Raw genomic sequence first — 12,271 nt, 5'->3', positions numbered from 1 at the left:
GCTGGACAAAAAACGAGCCGGTGCGTGTCGTGCATCGGCGCGGGAATTACGGGCCTGCGAATGCTGGCGTTTGCGCGATCCGACGGATGCCGCGCAGGCAGCATGCGTCAGACCGCAGCAGCGCGTGATCGCATCACGCGCTCGCGAAATTACGAGAGCGCGGCAAGCGCGGCGTCGTAATTCGGCTCGTTCTTGATTTCCGGCACCAGCTCGGCGTGCACGACACGATTGTCGGCATCGAGCACGACCACGGCACGTGCGGCCACACCGGCGAGCGGGCCGGTCTTGATCTCGACGCCATAGTGATTGAGGAACTCGCGGCCGCGCATCGTCGAGAGCGTGACGACATTGTTCAGACCTTCCGTGGCGCAGAAGCGGCTCATGGCGAACGGCAGGTCGGCCGAGATCACGAGCACCACGGTGTTCTCCAGCTTGCCCGCGGCTTCGTTGAATTTGCGGGTCGACGTGGCGCACGTCGGCGTGTCGAGGCTCGGCACGATATTGAGGACCTTGCGCTTTCCTGCGAAGTCATCGAGCGTGACGTCCTGCAACTTGGCGTTGACCAGCTTCAGTGCCGGTGCGGTCTGACCCTTCTGCGGGAACTGACCGCCGACTTCGATGGGGTTGCCCCCGAGCGTGACTTGGGACATCTATCTCTCCTAGGTTGAGTGCAACAGCGCTATCAGGGATAGAACGCGAGCACCCGGTAATTACTGGCTAGCGCTGCCTGCGCCGACAATCGTAACCGAATCGTGCGTTCGCTGCGTGGTGCCAGACCCGCTTCGCGCATGCTTGCTCCGGTGACGTATTCATTCGCTGAAAAAACGCGACGCACCACGGGCTTGCCGTCGAGGTCCGAGAGCGTGAGTTCGAGCGATGGCCACGCCAGCGCGTAGTCGGCCTGATTGCGCACGAAGACGGTCAGCGTCATCGGGACCGCGTCGGTGGGGGCAGGCGCGTCGGACGCGGCCACCGCGTCACTGGCCGTTGCCTCGACGGCGGACGCCGCCGCGTCATCGCCATCCACCGCTCCCCCCGATCCCGCGGTGTCGGTCACGAGCGTCACGCTCGAAATCTGGATCTGATCGGGCACACGCGGTAAGCCGATCATCACATGCAGGGGCTTGCCGATCGCGGCGAACACGCCACGCAACGCGGGGACGCGATCCACGAGCGCGGCGCGCTCGATCCACGCCCACTGACCGAGCAGACCGACGACGGCGAGCGCCATCAACACGCGCCAGATCGCGCGAGCGGCGCCGGGGCGCCGTTGGGCTTCACTGCGATGGGGCGATGAAGTTTCGATGCGAGACGGCGTTGCCGTCGGCGCACTCAGCACGGTGGGATCGTCGTCCACATCGTCCATATAACGGCCCGGGCCGTGCTGCATCTGCGCACGGCTCTCGTCAGGCGTGCCGAGCAGGGCGGCGATGGCCGTGGGCGTGAGCATTTCCGGGATCGGCTTGTCGCTGCCGGACGCTGACCCCGCCGCGGGAGAGGACGTTGCATTCGATGCGACGGGGGCGCTTTCGTGCGCTGCGGCGTTCGACGGCGCAGCAACGCCATGGCTTACCGGCGTTTCGTGTTCCTCGGCTGGCGGATCGCAGAGATAGGCGCGGCCGTCGAACACCTCACGGCAATGGCCGCAACGCACGAGGCCGTCGCGCAGCTTGAGCTGATCCGCGACGACGCGAAAGACCGTGTGACAGTGCGGGCAGCGGGTGGCGAGAACGCGCGAGGACTGGGTCATGGATGGAAGACTCGGGAGACTCGGCGCGCGTTGCGCTGTTTAGCCTGAGGCCTGCCCGTGCAGGCAGACCCAGCCGTCGTGAGCGCGCCAGACCGACATCTTCATATAGGGCGCGTAAGCCGCGATCACTTCGTCAGCCTGCCGTTCCAGCACGCCGGACAGTGCAAGCCGCCCGCCCGGTGCGACGCGGGACGTCAGCATCGACGCGAGCAGCTTGAGCGGATTCGACAGAATGTTCGCGACCACGATATTGAACCGGCCATCGCGCAGGTCGTCGGGCAGACCGTATTCGACCGGGGCGTGGTTGCGTTCACTGTTGTAACGGGCGGATTCCACGGCTTGCGGGTCGATGTCAATCCCGATGACCGGGTCGGCGCCGCACTTGCGCGCAAGAATTGCCAGAATGCCCGAGCCGCAACCGTAGTCGAGCAGCGACTGACCGGCCTGCACGTGCTGCTCTAGCCATTCCATGCAAAGGCGCGTGGTCGGATGGCTGCCGGTGCCGAACGCCAGGCCGGGATCGAGTTCCAGGATGAGGGCGTCGGTGTCCGGGGCGTCGTGCCATGACGGCACGACCCAGATCCGCTGGCCGATCTGCATCGGCTCGAACTGCGATTGCGTGAGCCGCACCCAGTCCTGCTCCTCCACGTCACGCAATGTGAAAGCCGGTGACTCGGCGAGGCCCAGTTCGTTGACCGCCGCCGCGAGCAACACGGCGGCGTCCTGATCTTCGCCCACCAGAGCCACCACGCGCGAGCGTTGCCACGCGGTGTCGGGCGGGGTCAGACCCGGCTCGCCGAACATCGGTTGCTCGTCGGGCGTGTCGGCGTCCGCGTCTTCCACCGAGACCGACAGAACGCCCAGATCGAGCAGGGCGTCCGACAGGGCTTCGGCCTGCGCGCGGGCAACTTCTACGACGAGTTCGCGATACATGGCGAGTGTTTCCAGCTAAATAACTTAATTACCGCCGACGGCAGACTTCTGCGCCAGCTTGTGTTCCAGATAGTGGATGCTCGTGCCGCCTTCGACGAACTTGGCGTCGAGCATCAATTCGCGGTGCAGCGGAATGTTCGTCTGGATCCCTTCGACCACGATTTCCGACAGCGCCACACGCATGCGGCGAATCGCCTGCTCACGCGTTGCACCGTAGGCGATCAGCTTGCCGATCATCGAGTCGTAGTTAGGCGGCACGAAGTAACCGTTGTAAGCGTGCGTGTCGACGCGAATGCCGGGGCCGCCCGGCATATGCCAGGCGGTGATGCGGCCCGGCGACGGCGTGAACTTGAACGGGTCTTCGGCGTTGATACGGCACTCGATGGCGTGCCCCTGGAACTGGATGTCGCGCTGGCGATAGGCGAGCTTCTCGCCAGCCGCGATGCGGATCTGTTCCTGCACGATGTCGACGCCGGTGATCATTTCCGTGACCGGATGCTCGACCTGCACGCGCGTGTTCATTTCGATGAAGTAGAACTCGCCGTTCTCGTACAGGAATTCGAACGTACCGGCCCCGAGGTAACCCATCTTCTTGCACGCGTCAGCGCAGCGGTCGCCGATGCGCTCGATCAGACGACGCGGAATCAGCGGTGCGGTCGCCTCTTCGATCACCTTCTGGTGACGACGCTGCATCGAGCAGTCGCGCTCACCCAGCCAGATGGCTTGCTTGTGCTTGTCGGCGAGGACCTGAATTTCAATATGGCGCGGGTTCTCGAGGAACTTCTCCATATAGACTTCCGGGTTGCCGAAGGCGCGGCCAGCTTCTTCGCGCGTCATGTTGACCGCGTTCACGAGCGCCGCTTCCGTGTGCACCACGCGCATGCCGCGACCACCGCCGCCACCTGCGGCCTTGATGATCACCGGATAGCCGACCTGGCGTGCAATTCGCACGATTTCCTTCGGATCTTCGGGCAACGCGCCTTCCGAGCCGGGCACGCACGGCACGCCGGTCTTGATCATGGTCTGCTTGGCCGAGACCTTGTCGCCCATCAGGCGAATGGTCTCGGGGCGCGGGCCAATGAACGTGAAGCCCGATTGCTCGACGCGCTCGGCGAAATCGGCATTCTCGGAGAGGAAACCGTAACCCGGGTGGATCGCCTGGGCGTCCGTCACTTCGGCCGCGCTGATGAGCGCAGGCATGTTCAGGTAGCTCAGCGGCGACGGGGCCGGGCCGATACAGACCGCTTCGTCGGCGAGCTTGACGTACTTCGCTTCCTTGTCGGCTTCGGAATAGACCACGACGGTCTTGATGCCCATCTCGCGGCACGCGCGCTGGATGCGCAGGGCGATTTCGCCGCGATTGGCGATGAGAATTTTTTCAAACATTATGTGCAGTCCTGCCCGAATGGGGAGAGGAGCGGGGCCGGACGCCCGATGCCGCGCAATGGCGCAAGACCGTGCGGGCGGGGCGTCCGACAACCGGCATTAGCCGATCACGAACAGCGGTTGACCGTATTCCACGGCCTGACCGTTCTCGACGAGGATTTCCTTGATCACGCCGGCCTTGTCCGACTCGATCTCGTTGAGCAGCTTCATCGCTTCGATGATGCACAGCGTCTGGCCTTCCTTGACCGAGTCGCCAACTTGCGCGAACGGATCGGCGCCCGGCGACGGGGCGCGGTAGAACGTGCCAACCATCGGCGATGTCACGATATGGCCTTGGGGCGTGGCCGGTGCTGCGGGCGCTGCGGGCGCTTGCGTGGCGGCGGGCGCTTGCGCAGCGACCTGCGGCATGGCGGCCGGCATGGCCATCTGCATCGGGGCGGCGATGACTTGCGGGGGCGCCTTGACGATACGGACCTTGCCTTCGCCTTCGGTGACTTCGAGCTCGGAAATACCCGATTCGGCCACGAGGTCGATCAACGTCTTGAGTTTGCGCAAATCCATGAAGGAAGCTCCTTGATTCTGTATCGACGCGGGCGCAACGTCCCGCGAGAGGAAATGGGGATGAGAGAGGACTACCCGCCGGCGAGTCGCCGCAGGGCAAAATCGAGTGCGTAGGTATACCCGCGCCAGCCCAGGCCACAGATGACACCTTGCGCGATATCGGAAAAATACGAGTGATGCCGGAAGGCTTCGCGCGCATGAACGTTCGAGAGGTGAACCTCGACGAACGGGATGCCTACCCCGGCCAACGCGTCGCGAATTGCCACGCTTGTGTGGGTGTAGGCCGCAGGGTTGATGACGATGAAGTCGATCGACTCGCCGCGTGCCGCCTGAATCCGGTCAACCAGTGCCCCTTCGTGATTACTTTGGAATGTCGCCACCTCGGCACCCGCCGTCTGGGCCTGCGCCACAAGGGCGGAGTCGATGTCGGCCAGCGTCGTGCGACCGTACACCTCCGGCTCGCGAGTACCGAGCAGGTTCAGGTTGGGGCCGTGTAGCACGAGAATGCGGTGAGGCATCGGCGAATCAAATTTCACGAAATTGGGCGCAATTAAACGCCAGTTGGTGGATTTTGTCCAGTGGGGCGAAAATGCAGCCCCCGCCAGTCACGTCCGGCGGGGCTTCCCGAGGCAGGGCGCTTTTCGACGTAGGGTCAGATGAGCGGCTTGAGCGCCGAGCGGACCTCGTCCGACGTAATGCGGCCCAGCTTCTCGTAGTGCATTCGCCCCTGCGGGTCGATCACGACGGTAAAAGGCAACGCACCGGCCTTGTTCCCCAGCGCGCGTGCGAGGTCGGTGCCCGCATAGCCTGCCACCAGCAACGGGTAGTCGACTTTCACCTTTTGCTCAAACGCGATCATGTTTTGCGCCGTATCGATGCCGATACCGACGAATTGAACGTTTTTGGTACCAAATTCCGTCGAGAGCGCCTGCAAATCGGGCATTTCTTCCACGCAGGGCCCGCACCACGGCGCCCAGAAATTCACGACGAGCGTCTTCCCGTTCCATTGCGATATGGCCTGATCGTTGCCTTTCAGGTCTGGCAGGCGGGTGGCGAGCAACTGGGCGACGGCGGCGTCCGACGCGTTGGGCGTCGGCTGGTTCCGGTGGCCGAGCCAGAAACCGGCCGCCAGTCCCATCAATGCCAGGATCACGAGAATAGCGATGCGTTTTGCCATGATATGTAGGGGGCGGAAGATTCGGGAATCAACGGTAAACGAAACAGGAACGTCAATTGCGAAGCATTAGTGGAGATCCGGTGGCGACTTTGCACTCATTTGGCACTGATTTAGCCGCGATCTTGCCGCCATCTCGCACAGAACCCGCTGCGAACCTGCGGCGGACCGCGACGAAATCATTGGCTGTGTTCGTGACGTGAGGCTTCGGCCTCGGCCATCAGGGCACGTAGTCCCTCAGCGTCGGTCCGGACCGGGCGACCGTTCCCGTCGGAAGCCTTGAGCGCCCCGCGCATGTCGTCCGTGCCGTAAAGGGACAGATGCACCCCGGCCGGTTCGCCGCGCTGACCGCGCTCGCGCCACAGGAAACTCAGCGTTTCGACCATGCCTCGGCCATTGAAATGACGGCTCTCCGACACTTCGTAATCAATCCCTCTATTAAGCATGTCGATCGCGACTTCCTTCGGGTTGTCGCAAAAAGCCTGCAAGTAGATGTCCGATAGCGCTGTTGCCGTGCCGTTGTATACCGCACCGGTAATGTATGGGCGATAACGCGCGAACTCCGTCATGACCGTCAGGGCGACCTGGCGCAGGTGTGCGAGCTCGTCCGGCTGCGTGTCCGAGAGGAACGTTTGCACATATTCGCGCACTTCCGCCTCGATCTGGTCGTTATCCGGCAGTAATTCGCCCGCAATTCGCGTCTCTCCGGTGACTTGTTTCGCTGCCTTGCGCTTCGCGCTCGCATAGTCGGCTCCCTCTTCGGCGATGAGGCGCGCGGCGGCCAGCGCGATCTCCTCGCGCAAGCGTTGGGCATCGGTCCAGGATTTGCGTGTCATGCGGACGATGATACCCGAAAGGCCTTGGGCTTCGCGCCGCAGGTACAATGGAACCCTCAGTTTTCGGCACTTCCATTTACTCCCATTTCCCGCACGGGCTCGACCCGTTCTCACCACGCTCCCCATCCATGCATATTCATATTCTTGGCATCTGCGGCACGTTCATGGGCGGTCTGGCAGTCCTCGCACGTCAGGCCGGTCACACCGTCACGGGTTGCGACGCCAACGTCTATCCGCCGATGAGCACACAGCTCGAGGCGCAGGGCATTCGTCTGATCGAGGGTTTCGACGCCGACCAGGTGTCGCTGGCACCGGACCTGTTCGTGGTCGGTAACGTCGTGTCGCGCGGCAATCCGCTCATGGAAGAAATCCTGAACCGGAATCTGCCATATACGTCCGGCCCGCAATGGCTTGGCGAGCATGTCCTGTCCAAGAAATGGGTGCTGGCAGTGGCGGGCACGCACGGCAAGACCACCACAACCTCGATGCTCGCCTGGATTCTGGAAGATGCCGGCTACCAACCGGGATTTCTCGTGGGCGGCGTGCCGATGAACTTCGGTATTTCGGCGCGGCTGACCGACAGCGATTTCTTCGTGATCGAGGCGGATGAGTACGACACGGCGTTCTTCGATAAGCGTTCGAAGTTCGTGCACTACCATCCGCGCACGGCCATTCTGAATAACCTGGAGTTCGATCACGCTGATATCTTCCCGGATCTTGCGGCGATCGAGACGCAATTTCATCACCTCGTGCGAACCGTTCCGGGGCAGGGACGCCTGATCGTCAACGGTCGCGAACCGGCGCTCGAGCGTGTTTTGGCACGCGGATACTGGAGCGAGGTCGAGCGTTTCGGCGTGGCCGATGGCTGGCATGTCGCGCAGGCAAACGAGGCGCTTGCACCCGGACAGGAGGCGTTCTGGGTGCATCACGGGCCGAAGGCCGCCGGTGAGGTGAAATGGGCGCTTCAGGGCGAGCACAACCGGATGAATGCGCTGGCAGCGCTGGCTGCCGCACGTCACGTGGGCGTGCCGCCGGAGCAGGGCGCTGCGTCGCTGGGCAAATTCCAGAATGTGAAGCGTCGTATGGAAGTGCGCGGCGAAGCGGGCGGTGTGACCGTCTATGACGATTTTGCGCATCATCCGACGGCGATTCAGACGACACTTGCCGGATTGCGTCGGCGTGTCGGCCACGCCCGCATCCTTGCGGTGCTGGAGCCGCGCTCGAACACCATGAAGCTGGGCGTGATGAAGGCGCAGTTGCCCGCCAGTCTGGCCGACGCCGATCTCGTGTTCGGCTATGGTGCACCGACCGGCAAGGACGCGTTGGGCTGGAATCTTGCAGAAGCCCTGGCGCCGCTGGGAGCCCGCGCGCAAGCATTCAGCGACATCGACGGCCTGGTGCGCGCTGTCGGCGCCGCTGCGCAACCGGGTGACCAGATCGTGGTGATGAGCAATGGCGGCTTCGGCGGGATCCATCAGAAATTACTGGATGCGCTGGCTGCGCGCGGCTGAGCACGCAATCGCGGGCAACTTCGGGCAACGTTGCCCGGAGTCGGCGCGAATGCGCATACTGACTGGGTTCTCTCGGGACTGACATGATTCTCTATTTGCACGGCTTTCGTTCGTCGCCGCGTTCGTTCAAGGCGCAACTGATGGCCGCACGCATGCATCGGTTGGGCCTCGGCCAGCATTGGGCGTGCCCGCAGCTGCCGCCGTCGCCGCTGGCTGCGGTCGTCGATGCGCAGCGCTTGCTGGCCGGCGTGAGCGCCGACGAGCTGACCATCGTGGGCAGCTCGCTGGGCGGGTACTACGCCACGTATCTGGCGGAAAAACTGCGTTGCCGTGCCGTGCTGCTCAATCCCGCCACGCACCCGTACGACGATCTGGGGAAGTGGCTCGGCGAACAACCGCTGTGGCACGGTGGCGGAACGATCGTCGTCGAACCCCGTCATCTGGACGAACTACGCATGATCGACGTGGCACGGATCACGCGCCCCGAACGCTACTACCTTGTGGCGGCTACGGGCGACCAGACGCTGGACTACCGTGACATGGTCGCGAAGTTTCCGGGCGCGAAGCTTACGCTGATCGAGGGCAGTGACCACGGGATTTCCGATTTCGAGAACTATATGGACGACGTGCTGCGCTTTGCTGGCGTCGACATTCCTGCGGCGCCAGACACAGCAAGCCCTTGCGCGGGCGACTGACACGTTTGCCCGTTCTGCCCTAAACCGCCGTACATTGGCGGGCTACAATATCGCCTATTGCGATCGATGGCTGTTTCATGAACATTTTTTTTGAGGAATCCGGCGGCTTCAAGGCTGGCACGGTGTTGTCGCAGCAGGGCGAGTCGTATCAGGTGGAATTGCCTGGCGGGCGTCGCAGCAAGATCAAGGGACGTGATGTCCTGTTGCGTTTCGAGTCGCCCACCCCCGCCGAGTTGATCGCGCAGGCGCAGGCTGCCGCACAGGACATCGACATGAGTTTCCTGTGGGAATGCGCGCCGGCCGATGAGTTTGCGTTTCCGGTGCTCGCCGCCGAATACTTCGGCGAAGGGGCGAGCGTCGCACAGCAGGCGGGTCTGGCGCTGGCCTTGCAGGCCTCGCCGATCTATTTCCGTCGCAAGGGCCGGGGACAGTACCAGCGCGCCGGTCAGGAGCAGCTCGAAGCCGCGCTTGCGGGCCTCGCGCGCAAGCAGCAACAAGCCGAGTTGCAGGCATCGTACGTCGAGCAGATGATCGCGGGTACGCTGCCGGACGCGCTCAAGGGCAAGGAACTGCAACTGTTGTTCCGTCCCGACAAGAACACCATCGAATGGAAGGCCCTCGAGGCGGCCGGCATTGCCATGGGCAAGACGCATGCCGAGGTGATGCTGGCTTGCGGCGGCATCGCGTCGCCGCGTGCCTATCACGAAGCAGCGTTTCTCTACGAACACTTTCCGCGTGGCACCGGCTTCCCCGACGTGGGACCGATCCCGCTGCCGGGCGACGATCTGCCGATTGCCGACGTGCAGGCGTTCTCCATCGACGATTCGACGACAACGGAAATCGACGATGCGCTCTCGGTGCAGGTATTGCCCGATGGACTGCTGCGCGTAGGGATCCACATCGCGGCGCCGGCGTTGGGCATCACGCGGGGCGACGCCATCGACGAGATTGCGCGCGCGCGCATGTCCACGGTCTACGCGCCGGGCGAAAAGATCACGATGCTGCCCGATTCGGTGGTCGAGGCCTATACGCTCGCCGAGGGCGGTGCACGTCCTGCGCTGTCGCTATACGTCGTCGTGAAGGCCGATACGTATGACATCGTGACGACCGAGACGCGCGCCGAACGCGTGCCCATCGCCGCGAACCTGCGTCACGACGAGCTCGATTCGGTCATTACGGCGCAAACGCTGGCCGACGGCACCGGCGACTATCCGCACAAGGAAGCGCTGCGTTTGCTGTGGCCGTTCGCGCAGTCGCTGTATGACAAGCGTCAGGCCGCGCGCGTGGGCTATGGCCTGCGCCCGGAAGTGCAGAACAAGACCGACTTCAATTTCTACGTCGACGGCGAGCACATCACGATCAGGCAGCGTCTGCGTGGCGCGCCGCTCGATCTGATCGTTGCTGAAATGGCGATCCTTGCGAACAGTCGCTGGGGGCGTCTGCTGGCCGAATGCGGCGTGCCGGGCATTTACCGTGCACAGCGGGCCTATGGCGTGAACCGCACGCGCATGCAGACATCGCCCGCACCGCACGAAGGGCTGGGTGTCGAGCAATATGCATGGAGCACCTCACCGCTGCGTCGCTATGTCGATCTGGTGAATCAGTGGCAATTGATCGCCTGTGTGCGCCACGGTGTGACCGCCAAGCTCGCAGCGCCCTTCAAGCCGAAGGATGCCGACCTGTATGCCACCGTGTCGAGCTTCGAAGCTGCATACGCGGCGTATGGCGAGCATCAGAGCCGCATGGAGCGGTACTGGTGCATGCGCTGGCTGATTCAGGAAAACAAGTCGCAGGTGCAGGCGAGCGTGCTCAAGGGCGACACCGTTCGTCTGAACGACATTCCGCTTACGTTGATCGTGCCCGGGCTCGGTCTGCATGCCCGGGGCACGCAGATCATGCTCGACGTACTGTCGTTCGATGTCGTCACGCTCAGTATCTCGGTGCGTGTCGCGCAGGTGCTCGGCGCGAGCCAGAGCGCGCTCGCGGATGACGACGATGACGGCGATGGCGGCGATGGCGGTGCGGGTGACGGTGGCGAGGGCGGCGAGCGTACTGACGGCGCTGATGCGCCGGAGGGTACTGAGGGTATCGATAGTTCCGATGACGCTGACGATACCGATGATGGCACGGACACGAACGAGGCGCGTGGCAACGCCCGCGCGCAGGGCAATGCCGACGCCGGTGACGATTCGGCGATGGCGCGAGTCGACGACACCACCGATGCCCACGCTTCGGCACAGGCGTTGACCGGCGGCATCTCGCACGAGGCATCGCCACGCTCGGCGGCGCTGATGGCCGCGGGCGCCCTCGACGCGTCGGCCAGTCCCGCGTGCTGAAACCCGCACTGCCTTCCGGTAATCCGGTCGCGGCGCGTCGCCGCGGCTGGTCCCTCATGCGCGCCCATCCGCTTGCCACCGGCCTGCTCTTCTCGGCCGCGGTGCATCTGCTCGCGCTGGCCGTGCACTTCGTAGCACCGGACAGCTTCCGATTGCACAGCGCGGATACCCCGCTCGAAGTGGTGCTCGTGAACGCCAAGTCGGCCGCCGCACCGGAGAAGGCCACCGCGCTGGCGCAAGCCAATCTCGTGGGTGGCGGCGAACACGACGGCGAACGTGCGACCTCGCCGTTGCCGTCGCGTGCGGTGGAGCGTGATGGAGCGCCGGTCGCGCAGATTCAGCGCAATGTGAGCGATCTGGAAGCCATGCAGGAGAAGCTGCTCTCGCAGCTTCGCAGCCAGTACGCCGCCTCGCCGGAGGCGCAGCGTCACCGCACGGACTCGCCGCAGCGAGGCCAGGGTCTGGACGACCAGACCGTCGACCAACAGATCGCACGTTTGCAGGCCGAAATCGACAAGCAGTTGCGTGCGTATCAGACGCGTCCCAAACGCGGTCAGGTGACGGCAAACACGCGTGAAGTCGCGTACGCACGCTATTTCGACGCACTCCGCCACCGGGTGGAGCGTTACGGCACAGAACACTTTCCACAGATTGGCAATGAGCGTCTCTACGGTGAACTGATCGTCACGCTCAATGTGAATCAGCGCGGTGGTCTCGGGTATCACAAAGACGGATGGAACGTCGCAGGTGTCGAGGTGACACGTAGCTCGGGCAATCGCGATCTGGATCGGCGCGCCGTCGCCATCGTGCAGGCCAGTGCGCCGTTCGGCGATTTCTCGCCGGAAATGAAGCAGCGATACGACATTTTGGAGATCGTCACGCGTATGACCTTCTCGCGGCAGGGCGTGCAGGCACAAACGCTCGGCGCTCCCGCAAGCGGCAACGTTCAGTAGACCGCTCCCGTTCGCTTGCCCGCCGCAAATCGGTCGTCAGAGGGGCGTCTGATGGCCGAGCATGGCGTGGAAGCATGGAAGCGCCTCTCGCACATCGGCACAGTGTGTCCATACGCAGGGATCGTGCACGGAAAAA

The 12,271-nt window shown here is 63.7% G+C and carries 12 protein-coding genes; 4 read left to right on the top strand and 8 right to left on the bottom strand.

Annotation, left to right across the window (positions count from 1 at the left end):
• Positions 1 to 149: 149 nt before the first annotated feature.
• The 8 genes from tpx to PCA31118_RS13230 form a co-directional block, all read right to left on the bottom strand.
• Positions 150 to 650, bottom strand: coding sequence for a thiol peroxidase (gene tpx / locus PCA31118_RS13265; protein WP_150625628.1), 501 nt, complete (start codon positions 648 to 650; stop codon positions 150 to 152).
• 32 nt (positions 651 to 682) lie between these two features.
• Positions 683 to 1,750: a DUF3426 domain-containing protein gene (locus PCA31118_RS13260; protein WP_150625627.1), complete on the bottom strand. Its 1,068-nt coding sequence runs from the start codon at positions 1,748 to 1,750 to the stop codon at positions 683 to 685.
• A 39-nt stretch (positions 1,751 to 1,789) separates the two neighbouring features.
• On the bottom strand, positions 1,790 to 2,683 hold the full coding sequence (gene prmA, locus PCA31118_RS13255; RefSeq protein ID WP_150625626.1) for a 50S ribosomal protein L11 methyltransferase: 894 nt from the start codon (positions 2,681 to 2,683) through the stop codon (positions 1,790 to 1,792).
• Positions 2,684 to 2,707: 24 nt separating this feature from the next.
• On the bottom strand, positions 2,708 to 4,069 hold the full coding sequence (gene accC, locus PCA31118_RS13250) for an acetyl-CoA carboxylase biotin carboxylase subunit (protein WP_044457124.1): 1,362 nt from the start codon (positions 4,067 to 4,069) through the stop codon (positions 2,708 to 2,710).
• Positions 4,070 to 4,168: 99 nt separating this feature from the next.
• Positions 4,169 to 4,630 (bottom strand): acetyl-CoA carboxylase biotin carboxyl carrier protein, encoded by a 462-nt coding sequence (accB, locus tag PCA31118_RS13245; RefSeq protein WP_150625625.1) that lies wholly within the window; start codon positions 4,628 to 4,630, stop codon positions 4,169 to 4,171.
• A 71-nt stretch (positions 4,631 to 4,701) separates the two neighbouring features.
• Positions 4,702 to 5,148, bottom strand: coding sequence for a type II 3-dehydroquinate dehydratase (aroQ, locus tag PCA31118_RS13240; protein WP_039393255.1), 447 nt, complete (start codon positions 5,146 to 5,148; stop codon positions 4,702 to 4,704).
• A gap of 134 nt (positions 5,149 to 5,282) precedes the next feature.
• Positions 5,283 to 5,807 (bottom strand): TlpA family protein disulfide reductase, encoded by a 525-nt coding sequence (locus PCA31118_RS13235; RefSeq protein WP_150625624.1) that lies wholly within the window; start codon positions 5,805 to 5,807, stop codon positions 5,283 to 5,285.
• Positions 5,808 to 5,983: 176 nt separating this feature from the next.
• Positions 5,984 to 6,640 carry a UDP-N-acetylmuramate--alanine ligase gene (locus PCA31118_RS13230; protein ID WP_150625623.1) on the bottom strand — a complete coding sequence of 219 codons (657 nt, stop codon included), beginning with the start codon at positions 6,638 to 6,640 and terminating at the stop codon, positions 5,984 to 5,986.
• 128 nt (positions 6,641 to 6,768) lie between these two features.
• Here PCA31118_RS13230 and mpl point away from each other — a divergent pair, with 128 nt between their 5' ends.
• The 4 genes from mpl (at position 6,769) to PCA31118_RS13210 (ending at position 12,135) form a co-directional block, all read left to right on the top strand.
• Positions 6,769 to 8,151, top strand: coding sequence for a UDP-N-acetylmuramate:L-alanyl-gamma-D-glutamyl-meso-diaminopimelate ligase (gene mpl / locus PCA31118_RS13225; RefSeq protein ID WP_150625622.1), 1,383 nt, complete (start codon positions 6,769 to 6,771; stop codon positions 8,149 to 8,151).
• A gap of 83 nt (positions 8,152 to 8,234) precedes the next feature.
• Positions 8,235 to 8,846, top strand: coding sequence for a YqiA/YcfP family alpha/beta fold hydrolase (locus PCA31118_RS13220; protein ID WP_150625621.1), 612 nt, complete (start codon positions 8,235 to 8,237; stop codon positions 8,844 to 8,846).
• Between the two features lie 77 nt (positions 8,847 to 8,923).
• On the top strand, positions 8,924 to 11,182 hold the full coding sequence (locus PCA31118_RS13215; protein ID WP_150625620.1) for a ribonuclease catalytic domain-containing protein: 2,259 nt from the start codon (positions 8,924 to 8,926) through the stop codon (positions 11,180 to 11,182).
• Positions 11,176 to 12,135 (top strand): energy transducer TonB, encoded by a 960-nt coding sequence (locus PCA31118_RS13210; protein ID WP_246190209.1) that lies wholly within the window; start codon positions 11,176 to 11,178, stop codon positions 12,133 to 12,135. The genes PCA31118_RS13215 and PCA31118_RS13210 overlap by 7 nt, the downstream gene beginning before the upstream one ends.
• Positions 12,136 to 12,271 lie beyond the last annotated feature (136 nt).

Origin of the sequence: Pandoraea captiosa, from assembly GCF_902459775.1 — a bacterium.
Lineage (GTDB): Bacteria > Pseudomonadota > Gammaproteobacteria > Burkholderiales > Burkholderiaceae > Pandoraea > Pandoraea captiosa.
Note: the sequence above shows the minus strand (reverse complement) of the source record. Positions and strands in the feature narration are given on the sequence as shown.